Source organism: Streptomyces sp. CA-249302 (genome assembly GCF_050936785.1).
Taxonomy (GTDB): domain Bacteria; phylum Actinomycetota; class Actinomycetes; order Streptomycetales; family Streptomycetaceae; genus Streptomyces.
Genome location: NZ_JBNJMG010000001.1, coordinates 5,512,148 through 5,525,357, shown reverse-complemented (window position 1 = coordinate 5,525,357; position 13,210 = coordinate 5,512,148). Strand labels below are relative to the sequence as shown.

Genomic DNA, 13,210 nt, shown 5'->3' with positions numbered 1-13,210 from the left:
AGGCCGGTTGGCGGTGAACCGCCCCCTCCTCAGGCCGGCACGTGCACCGTCTCCACCCGGCTCGCCACCAGCCGTTCCCGCTCGCGCCGGGCGACCCGGCCGCGCAGCCGCAGGATCTGGCTCACGCCCAGGGCCTGGAGGAAGAACACCCCGGAGAAGGCGATCGTGTAGTCGTCGCCGGTCGCGTCCAGCAGGACGCCGATCAGGAACAGGGTCGTCATCGAGGCGACGAAGCCGCCCATGTTGGTGATGCCGGAGGCCGTGCCCTGGCGCTCCGGCGGGTTGGCCGGGCGGGCGAAGTCGAAGCCCAGCATCGACGCCGGGCCGCAGGCGCCGAGCACCGCGCAGAGTACGACCAGCAGCCACATCGGCGCGTGCTCGCCGGGGTAGGCCAGCGTGGCCGCCCACACCAGCGCGGTCGCGCCCACCGTGCCGAGCGCCAGCGGCAGCCGGGCCGCGTGGTGCCGGGCGACGATCTGGCCGTAGACGAGCCCCACGACCATGTTGGACAGGACGACCAGGGTGAGGAGTTCGCCCGCCGTGGCGCGGGACAGGCCCTGCGCCTGGACCAGGAAGGGCAGACCCCACAGGAGCAGGAAGACCATCGCCGGGAACTGGGTGGTGAAGTGCACCCACAGGCCGAGCCGTGTCCCCGGCTCGCGCCAGGAGGCCGCGATCTGGCGGCGCACGTAGGCCGCGCCCTGGTGCGGGAAGGGCTCCGGCTCGTGGCCCTCGGGGTGGTCCTTGAGGAACAGCAGCATCAGGACGAGTACGACGACACCGGCGAGCGCGCTGCCCGCGAAGGCCGCCGTCCAGCCGACGCCGTGCAGCAGCCGGGCCAGGACCAGCGTGGAGACCAGGTTGCCCGCCATGCCGGCCAGGCCCGCGAGCTGGGCGACCAGCGGCCCGCGGCGGGCCGGGAACCAGCGGGTGCCGAGCCGCAGCACGCTGATGAACGTCATCGCGTCGCCGCAGCCGAGCAGCGCGCGGGAGGCGAGGGCGGTGCCGTAGGAGGGCGAGAAGGCGAAGCCGAGCTGGCCCGCCGTGAACAGCACGGCGCCGATGGCCAGCACCTTCTTGGTGCCGAGCCGGTCCACCAGCAGGCCGACGGGTATCTGCATGCCGGCGTAGACCAGCAGCTGGAGGATCGAGAAGGTCGACAGCGCAGAGGCGTTGACGTGGAAGCGGTCGGCGGCGTCGAGGCCGGCGACACCGAGGGACGTACGGAAGATCACGGCGACGAAGTAGACGGAGACGCCGATGCCCCACACGGCCATCGCGCGCCGGCCGCCCGGCGGATCACCCGGCAGGGTGACGGCGGAGGACGAGGAGGCGGAACTCATCGGACCTCACCCCGCGCGAGGTGCGAGAACCAGCCGACGTGCCGGTGTACGACGCCCACCGCCGCCTCCGCGTCCCCGGAGCGCAGCGCCTCCAGGATCTCCTCGTGCTCGACGAGGGTCTTGGCGATGCGGTCGGGGTGCGAGTGCATGATCGCGACGCCCATCCGCAACTGGCGGTCGCGGAGCTGGTCGTAGAGGCGGGAGAGGATCTCGTTCCCGCCGCTGCGGACGATCTCGGCGTGGAAGCAGCGGTCGGTGACGGCGGCTCCGGCGAGGTCACCGTCGGCGGCCTGCTGCTTCTGCCTGGCGAGCAGTTCCTCGAGGCGCTCGACGAGTCCGGCGGGAGCGGGTACGGCCTTGCGCGCCGCGTGCTCCTCGACCAGCAGCCGGGTCTCGACGACGTCCGCGATCTCCTGGGCGGAGACGGGCAGGACCAGGGCGCCCTTCTTGGGATAGAGCCTGATCAGCCCCTCCACCTCGAGCCGCAGCAGCGCCTCGCGCACCGGCGTCCGCGACACCCCGACGGCCTCCGCGAGCTCGCCCTCGGTGAGCAGGATCCCGCCCTCGTAACGGCGCTCCAGGACGCCCTGCTTGACGTGGGCGTAGACACGGTCGGCGGCTGGTGGTTGCTTGGCGGTCAGGGTGCCGGGGCTGGTCATGCCGACAGCATAGATACAACACGTACGCATGAGGGCTGTCGTCCACCATGCGGACGGGGGCCGACCCCGCCTCAGCAAGCGCACAACCATCTGTGCTAGTTACGTGTCACACACGTGCGGCCCCACTTGCTCCCCCCTTGAACTCGGCCGCACCTCAGGGGCATTCGACGTATTCGGGGTATTTGTGTTGAAAACCGCCATCAAGGGTTCCCGTGCTCGCAGAGCCGCAGCCGTCGCCGTCACGGCCGGCGCAGTGCTCGCCACCGGAGCTCTCACCGCGGCACCGGCGCAGGCTGTCACCACGCCCACCATCACCGCCAAGGGCGGATTCCTGATGAACAGCGCCACCGGCAAGACCCTCTTCACCAAGGCCGCCGACACGAAGCGGCTCACGGCCTCCACCACCAAGGTGATGACCGCGAAGGTCGTGCTCTCGCAGTCGAACCTGAACCTGGACACCAAGGTCACCATCAAGAAGGCGGTCAGCGACTACATCGTCTCCAAGGGCGCCTCCTCGGCGGGCCTGATCGTCGGTGACAAGGTCACCGTCCGTCAGCTGCTCTACGGGATGATGCTCCCGTCCGGCTGCGACGCCGCGATGGCCCTGGCCGACAAGTTCGGCTCCGGCTCGACGGTCTCGGCCCGCACCAAGAACTTCATCTCCAAGATGAACACCATGGCCAAGAGCCTGGGCATGACGAACACGCACTTCGACTCGTTCGACGGAATAAGCAATGGCTCGAACTACTCGACGCCGCGCGACCTGACGAAGGTCGCCCGGAGCGTGATGAAGAGTTCGACGTTCAAGACCGTCGTGAAGACCAAGAAGTACACGGCGAAGACCATCACGAAGACCGGCTCCACCCGGACCATGGCTGCCTGGAACAACACCAACACGCTGCTCGGCTGGAACGGCACGCTCGGCATCAAGACCGGCTCGGGCACCGAGGCCAAGTACTGCCTGGTCTTCGCCGCCACGCTGAACGGCGAGTCGGTCATGGGCGCCGTCATGACCGCCCCCAACGCGACCGACCGCACGGCGGACGTGAAGAAGCTCATCAACTACGGCTACGCCAAGATCAGCTGACCTCGCACGTCACGCCTACGGCAAAGGGCCCGACGCCACCGGCGCCGGGCCCTTCACCATGTGGGCATGCCGATCATCCTGCGCACCGCCACCACCGCCGACGTGGACACCATCACGGACATCCACACCCTCGCCCGCACCGCGTACTACCGCGCGGGCGGCCACTCGGACCCGGACCTCACGTCCGCGGAATCCCGCGCGGCCCGGCGGGAGGCATGGTCACGGGCCGTCGAGTCCGCCGACCGCGAGGCGCTGTGCGCGATACACGAGGGCGAGATCACGGGTGTGGTCCTGATGGGCCCACCACACGACCCCGACCCCGACCTCGATCCGGCGACGACCGGCCAGCTGTACCAGATCCATGTCCGGCCGGGCAGTTGGGGAGCGGGCGTCGGCAGTCGGCTGCACGAGGGGTTCGTACGGTTCCTGCGCGAGCGCTCGCTGAGCACGGGCGTACTGGAGGCGTGGGAGCGCAACAGCCGGGCCCGGGCCTTCTACGCCCGGCACGGGTGGCGGCCGGACGGGCACCGTCGTCCGGGCCCCTGCGGTGCCGAATACGTGCGGCTGCGCCTGGAGTTGGGGAAGGAAGCCTAAAGTCGGGCGGGTGGCCCTGGAACCAACGTATCTCTCCGCGATCCGTCAGTCGTACGACACCGTCGCCGCCGACTACGCCGAACAGGTGCCGAGGCCTGCGCGACTGGACCCGATGTCGCGGGCGATGCTGGGGGTGTTCGCGGAGATGGCCCTTGCCTCGGGCCTCGGGCCGGTCGCGGACCTGGGATGCGGCCCGGGCTTCGTGACGGCGTATCTGGCCGGGCTGGGCGTCCCCGTGTCCGGCGTCGACCTGTCACCGAGGATGGTCGAGATCGCCCGCCGGACCCACCCCGAACTGACCTTCTCCGTGGGCTCGATGACAGCCCTGGACGCCGAGTCCGACTCCCTCGGCGGCATCCTCGCCTACTACTCCACCCACCACACCCCACCCGAGATGCTCCCCCTCATCTACGCCGAGTTCCACCGAACCCTCGCCCCGGGCGCCACCCTGATGCTGGCCGGCTATGTGGGCAACGACGAACGCCTCCGCCCGACACAGGGCTACGGCGGCCACCCGGTGTCGTACGAGTCCCATCTACTGCCCGTGGAACAGCTCGTGGAGCTGTTGGGCGAGGCGGGGCTGGTGGTCACGGCGCGGGGGGTGCAGGAACTGGAGACGGCGAGGAAGCGGACTGTGGTGACGCTGTTGGCGAGGAAGTGACCAACTCTGTCTGCAAGGAGAGAAGCATCGAGAGATTCGCGGGACAGTGACCGGAGGTCACGTTCTCAGCATTCCTGCAGCTAAGGGCGGGCGTCGAGACCTGAATCTCATCGACCTCCAGGGCCTGATCCTTCTCGTCAGCGCCTGCACCAAGCAGGAGTGCGCAGCCTTCAAGGAGTGGGCCGCCGAGGTGATCGCGACCATTCAGCGCGAGGGTTCCTACACCCTCGAAGAGGCCGAGGTGCAACCCGCCGAGGCCGGTGCGCCGATCGCCTACGCCATGCCGTTGCAGGTCGCGGAGGCCATCGTCCGGCAGATGGTCACGCTGCAAAGGGAGATGGCGGACATGCAGCGCCAGACCCTCGCCGCCCAACTGGCCATCGCCCAGGTCATGGAACGCATCGCGGACCGGCTGGACACGCTGGCCCTCCAGCATCCCGCACCCACCGCCAGCCTCTCCCCGCGGCCCACCACGGAGTCCGTCCTGGCCGACTGGCGGCGGAGGCTCTCCGTGACGGAGGACGTCTGGACGGTGGCCGTCGTCATCGCGCCGGTGCTGGTCGAAGACGGTGAGCTCCGTCAGCCGCTCGAAGCGATCGCCGCCCGTACGGGGCTGTCCGTCCACCGCGTGAACGAGTGCCTGCGGCTGCTGCGCAAGCACGCCTGCATCCGTTCGCAAGGAGCGACGGAGGACGGGGCGCCGGTCTACGTGCTCAACTGATCCGGTGATCCCTGCGGGATGAACGAAGGGGCGGCCGCAACTGGAACTTGCGGCCGTCCCTTCACGGTTAAAGCTATCCAACCTCCGGACATCACGCCCAGCTGATCAGCCGCTTCGGCTGCTCCAGGATCGCCGCCACGTCCGCCAGGACCTTGGAGCCCAACTCCCCGTCCACCAGGCGGTGGTCGAAGCTCAGGGCCAGGGTCGTGACCTGGCGGGGCTTCACCTTGCCCTTGTGGACCCACGGCTGGAGCTTGATCGCGCCGATCGCGAGGATCGCCGACTCACCGGGGTTGAGGATCGGCGTGCCGGTGTCGACGCCGAAGACGCCGACGTTGGTGATGGTGACGGTCCCGCCCTGCATGGCGGCCGGAGACGTCCTGCCTTCCCGCGCCGTGGAGACCAACTCGCCCAGCGACTCGGCCAGTTGCGGCAGCGTCTTGGCGTGCGCGTCCTTGATGTTCGGAACGATCAGGCCGCGCGGGGTCGCCGCCGCGATACCGAGGTTGACGTAGTGCTTGAGCACGATCTCCTGGGCCGCCTCGTCCCAGGACGCGTTGACGTCCGGGTTGCGACGGATGGCGACCAGGAGGGCCTTCGCGATCAGGAGCAGCGGGTTCACACGCAGGCCCGCGAACTCCTTGTCCTCCTTCAGCTCCTCGACCAGCTTCATCGTGCGCGTCACGTCCACCGTCACGAACTCCGTGACATGCGGCGCCGTGAAGGCCGAGTTGACCATCGCCTGGGCCGTGGCCTTGCGGACACCCTTGATCGGGATGCGGGTCTCCCGGGCCGAGTCGTACGTCGGCACGGGCGCCGCCGCTGCCACGGTCGGCGTCTCCACGGGCGCGGGGGCCGCCGTCGGCGGAGCCACCGCCGCGTGCACGTCCTCGCGCGTGATGATGCCGTCGGGGCCGGACGCGACCACCGTCGCCAGGTCCACGCCGAGATCCTTGGCCAGCTTCCGCACCGGCGGCTTGGCCAGCGGGCGGGGCTTGTCGGCCGGTGCGGCGGGAACGGCGGGGGCGACCGGAGTCACCTGGGCCGCCGGAGCGGACGGGGTTGTCGGCCCGTGTCCGTTCAGCTCCGTCTGGATCGCCGTCGACGCCTGGGCGCCCGTGACCTCGGGCCCCTTGCGCGGCCGGCGCCTGGTGGAGGACGCGGCCACGCCGTAGCCGACGAGCACCGGCTGGCGCCCCTCGGGCTTCTTCTCCTCGGCCGGAGCAGTCGCAGCAGCCGGAGCAGCCACGGCAGCCGGAGCGGCCTGAGCGGCGGGAGCCGCCGCCTCGGTCGCCGGCTCCGCCGGAGCCGCGGTCCCGCCCGACACGTCCACCGCGATGATCGACGTGCCCACGTCCACCGTGGTGCCCTCGGGGAAGTGCAGGTCGCGGACGACCCCGTCGTAGGGGATGGGGAGTTCGACGGCGGCCTTCGCCGTCTCGACCTCGCACACCACCTGGCCGTCGGTAACCGTGTCGCCGGGCTGGACGTACCACTTGAGGATCTCGGCCTCGGTGAGCCCCTCGCCCACGTCCGGCATCTTGAACTCGCGTACGGACGCTTCCGTCATCGTCGTCACGAACCCTCTCCTCAGTACGCCAGGGCGCGGTCGACGGTGTCGAGCACCCGGTCCAGGCCCGGCAGGTACTCCTCCTCCAGGCGGGCCGGCGGGTACGGGGCGTGGTAGCCGCCGACCCTGAGCACCGGAGCCTCCAGGTGGTAGAAGCAGCGCTCGGTGATCCGGGCGGCGATCTCCGCGCCCGAGCCGAAGAACACCGGTGCCTCGTGGACCACGACCAGGCGGCGGGTCTTCTCCACCGAGGCCTGGATGGAGTCGAAGTCCATCGGGGAGACCGAGCGCAGGTCCAGGACCTCAAGCGACTTGCCCTCTTCAGCCGCCGCGTCGGCGACCTCCTTGCAGAGCTTCACCATCGGGCCGTAGGCGACGAGGGTCAGGTCGGTGCCCGCGCGGACGGTCTGCGCCTTGTGCAGCGGGCCGGGGATGGCGTCGGCGTTGACCTCGCCCTTGTCCCAGTAGCGCCGCTTCGGCTCGAAGAAGATCACCGGGTCGTCGCTCTGGATGGCCTGCTGCATCATCCAGTACGCGTCCGACGGGTTGGACGGCGAGACCACCTTCAGGCCCGCCACGTGCGCGAAGAGCGACTCCGGGGACTCGGAGTGGTGCTCGACCGCGCCGATGCCGCCGCCGTAGGGGATGCGGACGACCACGGGGAGCTTGACCTTGCCCAGGGAGCGCGCGTGCATCTTCGCGAGCTGGGTGACGATCTGGTCGTAGGCCGGGAAGACGAAGCCGTCGAACTGGATCTCGACGACCGGGCGGTAGCCGCGCAGCGCGAGGCCGATCGCCGTGCCGACGATCCCGGACTCGGCGAGGGGGGTGTCGATGACCCGGCTCTCGCCGAAGTCCTTCTGGAGGCCGTCCGTCACCCGGAAGACACCGCCGAGCTTGCCGACGTCCTCGCCCATGACGAGGACCTTGGGGTCGGTCTCCAGGGCGCGGCGCAGCGACTCGTTGATCGCCTTGGCGAGAGCCATGCTCTTAGATGTCGCGGCCTTGGCCGCCACAGCCTCAGTCATCTCAGTGACCCCCTTCATCGGCGAACGACGCCTGGTAGGCGGCGAACTGGGCTCGCTCCTCGTCGACGAGCGCGTGCCCGTCCGCGTACGCGTTCTCGAAGATGGCGAAGTGGTCCGGGTCCGGCATGGCACGGACCGCTTCGCGCACTCGTTTGCCCAACGCCTCGGACTCGGCCTCGAGTTCCGCGAAGAATCCCTCGTCCGCGTGGTTTGAGGCCTCCAGGTACCGGCGAAGGCGCAGGATCGGGTCCTTCGCCTCCCAGGCCTCACGCTCCTCGTCGGCCCGGTACTTCGTCGGGTCGTCGGAGGTGGTGTGGGCGCCCATCCGGTAGGTGTACGCCTCGACGAGCGTCGGTCCCTCGCCGGTGCGGGCCCGCTCCAGCGCCCACTTGGTCACCGCGAGGACACCGAGGACGTCGTTGCCGTCGACGCGGACGCCCGGGAAGCCGTAGCCCTGTGCGCGCTGGTAGAGCGGCACGCGGGTCTGCTTCTCGGTCGGCTCGGAGATCGCCCACTGGTTGTTCTGGCAGAAGAACACGACCGGGGCGTTGTAGACCGCGGAGAAGGTGAACGACTCCGCGACGTCGCCCTGGCTGCTCGCTCCGTCGCCGAAGTAGGCGATCACCGCGCTGTCCGCGCCGTCCTTGGCGATGCCCATGGCGTAGCCGGTGGCGTGCAGCGTCTGGGAGCCGATGACGATCGTGTAGAGCTGGAAGTTGTTGGTGTTGGGGTCCCAGCCGCCGTTGTTCACGCCGCGGAACATGCCCAGCAGATTGGTCGGGTCGACCCCGCGGCACCAGGCGACGCCGTGCTCGCGGTAGGTCGGGAAGACGTAGTCGTCCTCGCGGGTGGCCCGGCCCGATCCGATCTGGGCGGCCTCCTGGCCGAGCAGCGAGGCCCACAGGCCCAGCTCGCCCTGGCGCTGCAGGGAGGTGGCCTCGGCGTCGAAGCGCCGGGTGAGGACCATGTCCCGGTACAGCCCGCGGAGATCGTCGGGGGTGATGCCGGCGACGTACTTGTCGTACTCGGCGTTCTTGACGCGTTCGCCCTCGGGCGTCAGCAGCTGTACGAGCTCGGGCTCGGCGCCCGGCCTGTTCTTTTCGGTCGTGCGCTTGCCGGCCGTGCTCTTGGTTCCGGCGCTGCGTCGCGGTTTGCGCGCGGCAGTGCTCTCCACGGTCACGTGTGCTCCTCCGTCGGTCCGGCATCCCGGGTTCGCCGGGTGCCAGTGCGGCTCACCTGCACCCCTACGGACGCACAGGGTGGGTGCGCTCGGTCGGGAACAGGCGTGACAGGTGCCCCGGCGAGCGCCCTGCAAAAGGCACGTTACCCAGTGCTCCACATTTCTGTGAAACCCCTCCTGACCTGCGATTTTGCTTGGATTTCCAAGTAAATCGGCAAAGTCGGGAACATCTCCTGGTCACAGCCTTGCAGGGGGCCGGAACAACGGCACGTTATCCCGGTGACCCAGGTCACGGGAAGAGCCCACCTCGGGCGGGACGCGAACCCCTGTGTGAGACTGCCTACGTGCGCGAAGACGGAAAAATCAGGGTATTTCTGCTCGACGACCACGAGGTGGTCCGGCGCGGGGTCCATGAGCTGCTGTCGGTCGAGGACGACATCGAGGTGGTCGGCGAGGCCGGCACGGCGGCCGACGCACTGGTACGGATTCCGGCCACCCGGCCCGACGTGGCGGTGCTCGACGTACGCCTCCCGGACGGCAGCGGCGTCGAGGTGTGCCGGGAGATCCGGTCCCGGGACGAGTCGGTGAAGTGCCTGATGCTGACCTCGTTCGCGGACGACGAGGCCCTGTTCGACGCGATCATGGCGGGCGCCTCCGGCTACGCCCTCAAGGCCATCCGGGGCAACGAGCTGCTGACGGCGGTCCGGGACGTCGCGGCCGGCCGGTCCCTGCTCGACCCGGTGGCCACCGCGCGCGTGCTGGAGCGGCTGCGCGACGGCGGCAAGGACAAGCAGGACGACCGGCTCGCGCAGCTGACCGAGCAGGAGCGCAGGATCCTCGACCTGATCGGCGAGGGCCTCACCAACCGGCAGATCGGCGAGGAGCTGCACCTCGCCGAGAAGACGATCAAGAACTACGTATCGAGTCTGCTTTCCAAACTCGGTATGCAGCGGCGGTCGCAGGCGGCGGCCTACGTGGCCCGCATGCAGGTCGAACAGCAGCGCCACTGAGGACCAAAGACCTCTTCCCGGGGAGGGCCCTTCGTCCGACATTGGATGCATGCCCTCCGACGAACGTCTCGCCGTCGAGCTGCTCGCCCGCACCGACTACGGCCGGGTCGCCACCAGCATGCGCGCCCTGCCCTTCCTCGCCTTCGCCCGGCACATCGTGCAGGACGGCCGGGTCCTGCTGCGGCTGCCCCGCAGCTGCGGGTACCACCGGGCGTGCGCCGGGAGCGTGGTCGCGTACGGCGCGGACAACCTGAGCTCGGCCCGGCCCGGGGAGAGCCTGTGGTCGGTCCAGGTCGTGGGCGAGTGCGCGGCACACGAGCCGTCGGCCGCCGAGCTGGAGCGGTTCGGGGCGGCACCACTCCTCGTGGACGGCGAGCCCTACGAGCCCGTCTACCTGAGCGTCGAGCCACAGCTCGGCACGGTCCATTCCACCGACGATGGCCTGGAACGCCACTTCGAGCACATCCCGTGACCGAAAGCGACTGACGACGACTGTCTGCGACAACGCCCAGCTCACGGGCCCGGCTCGTGCCCTAGCATCTGGCGCGTGCCGCGCTCCCATGTACCACCCCATGTGCCCCACGCGCCCCCGCTGGGCGCCCTGCTGCGCCAGTACACCGCCGGTTCCCCGGTCGCCTGCGAGCCCGTCGACCAGGGCCTGCTCAACCGCGGCTACCGCCTGTGCACCACCCGGGGCCACTACTTCCTCAAGCACCACTTCGACCCCGAGACCGCCGACCCGGCCGCCATCGCCCGCCAGCACCGGGCCACCCAGCGCCTGGCCGACCTGGGCGTCCCGGTGGCGCCCCCGCTGCCCGGCCGGGACGGGCGCACGGTCGCCGTCGTCGGCGGGCACGCATACGCCCTGCACCCCTGGATCGACGGCCGGCACCGGCACGGCGGCCAGCTCACCGCAGGGCAGTGCGAGCGGCTGGGGGCGCTCCTGGGCGTCGTACACGCGAGTCTGGAGCGGGTGATGCCGGAGCACGCGCGGGCGCGCGCCGCGGATCCGCGCGCCGAGAGCGCGGACCCCGCGGACACGTTCACCCTCATCGACGAGCTGCTGGGGCGGGTACGGCGGCACCGCCCGGCCGACTCCTTCGACGAGCTGGCCCGGCACCGGCTCCTGGAGCGGCGCGCGCTGCTGGAGCAGCACTCCGGGCGGCGGCCCGCGCGCGGGGGCTCGGTGGGCTGGGTGCACGGGGACTTCCACCCGTTCAACCTGCTCTACAAGGGCGACGCCCCGGCCGCGATCGTCGACTGGGACCGGCTCGGTCTGCGCCCGCGCGCGGAGGAGGCCGTACGCGCCGCCGCGATCTTCTTCGTACGGCCCGTGGGGGCGCTCGACCTGCCGAAGGTGCGGGCGTACGCGCGCGCGTACCGGCGCACGGCCGGCGCCACGCCCTCCCAGCTCGCGGCGGCCGTACACCGGGTGTGGTGGGAGCGCCTCAACGACTTCTGGATGCTGCGCTGGCACTACGAGCGGGGCGACACCCGCGCGGACTGCCAGTTCCCGGCGACGTCGGCACTCGCGGTGTGGTGGACACGGGAGTACGACGCGGTGTGCGAGGCGTTCGCGGACTGAGCAGACCGAGTGGACCGAGCAGACCGAGCGGATGAGACGGCGGCCCGGAAAAGCAGCACGCGCGCGTGGAGGCGTTCTACGGCCCTACGCGCGCGTGCGGTCGATCAGTGCGATCCGGGTCAGCCCCCGAGGCCGGCCGTGATGCCGGTCGTGCCGCCGTTGTCGGCGCCGCCGTCCGCGGGGTCGGTCGTGCCGCTCGACGGGTTCGCGGTGGTCGGGTCACTGGTCGTCGGGTCGCTGGTCGTCGGCTCGTCCGTCGGCTCGTCCGTCGGCTCGCTGCTCGCGCTCTGGGACGGCGTGTACGACGGGGTGGAGGACGGGGTGTAGTCCCCCGACCCCGAGGTCGTGCCGGAGGTGTCGTCCGTCGACGTGTCGGTGGACGTGTCGCTCGCCTCGTCGCTCGGCGTCTCCGAGGCCGTGTCGTCCTTGCTGGTCTGCGAGGTGGTCGGGGACTGCGTGGTGCCGTCGCTGCCGCTGTCTCCGTTGCCCTTCTGCAACGCCAGGGCGACGCCCGCCGCGATGGCGATCACCGCGAGGACGGCCAGGATCCACAGCTTGCCGCGGCCGCTGCCCCGGTTGCCGTGCCCCTCGAAGCCGCCGTCGTCCCCGCCGCCGTAACCGCCGGGCAGGATCGGCTGCGGGATCTGCGTGGTGCCGGAGCCGTCGCCGGGGTGCGGGAGCACCGTCGTGCCGGCGAAACCGGACGCCGGGGTGTGCCGGCCCTCGTGCATGTCGACCGGGCCGGTGTTCCAGGTGCCGGTGTGCCCGCCCTGGTCGTAGAGCATCTGGAGGCCGTACTGGACCAGCCCGCGCATCTCCTCGGCCGTCTGGAAGCGGTCGTCGGGCTCCTTGGCGAGCGAGCGCATGACGAGGCCGTCGAGCTCCGGCGGGGCGACGCCCTCGGAGACCTGGGACGGCGGGACCGGGATGTCCTGGACGTGCTGGTAGACCACCGACAGCGGGGTCTCGCCGATGAACGGGGGCCGCAGCGCGAGGAGTTCGTACAGCAGGCAGCCGGTCGCGTACAGGTCGGAGCGGTGGTCGACGGCCTTGCCGAGCGCCTGCTCCGGGGAGAGGTACTGCGGCGTGCCCATGACCATGCCGGTCTGCGTCATCGTGGTGGACGCGCCGTGCAGGGCACGCGCGATGCCGAAGTCCATCACCTTGACCGCGCCGTTGTGGGTGATGATGACGTTCGCCGGCTTGATGTCGCGGTGCACGATGCCGTGCTGGTGCGAGTAGGCGAGCGCCTCCAGGACACCGGAGACGATGATCAGGGCCTGCTCGGGGCCCGGCGCCTCGGCGTTGATGAGGAGGTCGCGGATGGTGCGCCCCTCGACGATCTCCATGACGATGTACGGCACCGACTGGCCGCCGCCCGCGGCGTAGCCGTTATTGGGCAGCGTGTCCTCGCCGGAGTCGTACACGGCGACGATCGCATGGTGGTTGAGGCCGGCCACGGACTGCGCCTCGCGCGTGAAGCGGGCCTTGGAGACCGGGTCCTCGGCGAGATCGGCTCGGAGCAGCTTGACCGCGACGGTGCGCCCGAGACGCACGTCCTCGGCGGCGAACACCTCTGCCATGCCGCCCCGGCCGAGTCTGCGGGTCAGCCGGTACCGGCCGTCCCCGACCAGCCCGCCGTTACCCCACAGCTCCGGCGCATCTGACATACCGCCGCCAGTCGCCTCGGGGTCGGACGGGCCCTGGGCGCGCTGCTGCTGTGCCATCAGTCCTCGCCGTCGTTTCTGCCCGCGGTGCGCGCGGTGTTGTTA

Annotated in this window: 12 protein-coding genes and 1 pseudogene; 7 read left to right on the top strand and 6 right to left on the bottom strand. The window is 70.5% G+C overall.

All coding sequences use genetic code 11. From position 1 onward, the window contains the following. Nucleotides 1–29 precede the first annotated feature (29 nt). On the bottom strand, nt 30–1,343 hold the full coding sequence (locus tag ACQEWB_RS24870; protein WP_432834559.1) for an MFS transporter: 1,314 nt from the start codon (nt 1,341–1,343) through the stop codon (nt 30–32). Continuing rightward, entirely contained in the window at nt 1,340–2,002 is a 663-nt protein-coding gene (locus tag ACQEWB_RS24865; RefSeq protein ID WP_432834557.1) for a GntR family transcriptional regulator, read from the bottom strand. The genes ACQEWB_RS24870 and ACQEWB_RS24865 overlap by 4 nt, the downstream gene beginning before the upstream one ends. Nucleotides 2,003–2,189: 187 nt before the next feature. On the opposite strand from ACQEWB_RS24865, the gene ACQEWB_RS24860 reads away from it, so the two are divergent. The 4 genes and pseudogenes from ACQEWB_RS24860 to ACQEWB_RS24845 all read left to right on the top strand — a co-directional run. Next, nucleotides 2,190–3,089: a D-alanyl-D-alanine carboxypeptidase family protein gene (locus ACQEWB_RS24860; RefSeq protein ID WP_432834555.1), complete on the top strand. Its 900-nt coding sequence runs from the start codon at nt 2,190–2,192 to the stop codon at nt 3,087–3,089. Between the two features lie 66 nt (nt 3,090–3,155). Next, nucleotides 3,156–3,683 (top strand): N-acetyltransferase family protein, encoded by a 528-nt coding sequence (locus ACQEWB_RS24855; protein ID WP_432834553.1) that lies wholly within the window; start codon nt 3,156–3,158, stop codon nt 3,681–3,683. Between the two features lie 10 nt (nt 3,684–3,693). Next, nucleotides 3,694–4,344 carry a class I SAM-dependent methyltransferase gene (locus ACQEWB_RS24850; RefSeq protein WP_432834551.1) on the top strand — a complete coding sequence of 217 codons (651 nt, stop codon included), beginning with the start codon at nt 3,694–3,696 and terminating at the stop codon, nt 4,342–4,344. 19 nt (nt 4,345–4,363) lie between these two features. Continuing rightward, nucleotides 4,364–5,065 (top strand): annotated as a pseudogene (locus tag ACQEWB_RS24845) (DNA-binding protein); the annotation flags it as partial. A 91-nt stretch (nt 5,066–5,156) separates the two neighbouring features. On the opposite strand, the gene ACQEWB_RS24840 reads toward ACQEWB_RS24845, so the two are convergent. The 3 genes from ACQEWB_RS24840 to pdhA are packed head-to-tail and all read right to left on the bottom strand — an operon-like array spanning nt 5,157 to nt 8,843. Next, nucleotides 5,157–6,644 (bottom strand): dihydrolipoamide acetyltransferase family protein, encoded by a 1,488-nt coding sequence (locus ACQEWB_RS24840; protein WP_432834549.1) that lies wholly within the window; start codon nt 6,642–6,644, stop codon nt 5,157–5,159. 11 nt (nt 6,645–6,655) lie between these two features. Next, nucleotides 6,656–7,663, bottom strand: a complete 1,008-nt coding sequence (locus ACQEWB_RS24835) for an alpha-ketoacid dehydrogenase subunit beta (RefSeq protein ID WP_432834547.1) — start codon at nt 7,661–7,663, stop codon at nt 6,656–6,658. Between the two features lies 1 nt (nt 7,664). Beyond that, entirely contained in the window at nt 7,665–8,843 is a 1,179-nt protein-coding gene (gene pdhA / locus ACQEWB_RS24830; protein WP_432834545.1) for a pyruvate dehydrogenase (acetyl-transferring) E1 component subunit alpha, read from the bottom strand. Between the two features lie 344 nt (nt 8,844–9,187). Here pdhA and ACQEWB_RS24825 point away from each other — a divergent pair, with 344 nt between their 5' ends. From ACQEWB_RS24825 to ACQEWB_RS24815, 3 genes are all read left to right on the top strand, one after another. Further along, the gene (locus tag ACQEWB_RS24825) at nt 9,188–9,853 is read left to right on the top strand and encodes a response regulator (RefSeq protein WP_432834543.1); all 666 of its coding nucleotides are present in this window, start codon (nt 9,188–9,190) and stop codon (nt 9,851–9,853) included. Nucleotides 9,854–9,902: 49 nt separating this feature from the next. Beyond that, nucleotides 9,903–10,325, top strand: coding sequence for a pyridoxamine 5'-phosphate oxidase family protein (locus tag ACQEWB_RS24820; RefSeq protein WP_432834541.1), 423 nt, complete (start codon nt 9,903–9,905; stop codon nt 10,323–10,325). Nucleotides 10,326–10,427: 102 nt separating this feature from the next. Continuing rightward, a complete protein-coding gene (locus ACQEWB_RS24815; protein ID WP_432843989.1) occupies nt 10,428–11,438 on the top strand; it encodes a phosphotransferase in 1,011 nt (336 codons plus the stop codon). A 119-nt stretch (nt 11,439–11,557) separates the two neighbouring features. Here the strand turns inward: ACQEWB_RS24815 and ACQEWB_RS24810 are convergent, their stop codons facing one another. Beyond that, nucleotides 11,558–13,165 (bottom strand): protein kinase domain-containing protein, encoded by a 1,608-nt coding sequence (locus ACQEWB_RS24810; protein ID WP_432834539.1) that lies wholly within the window; start codon nt 13,163–13,165, stop codon nt 11,558–11,560. Nucleotides 13,166–13,210: the final 45 nt, after the last annotated feature.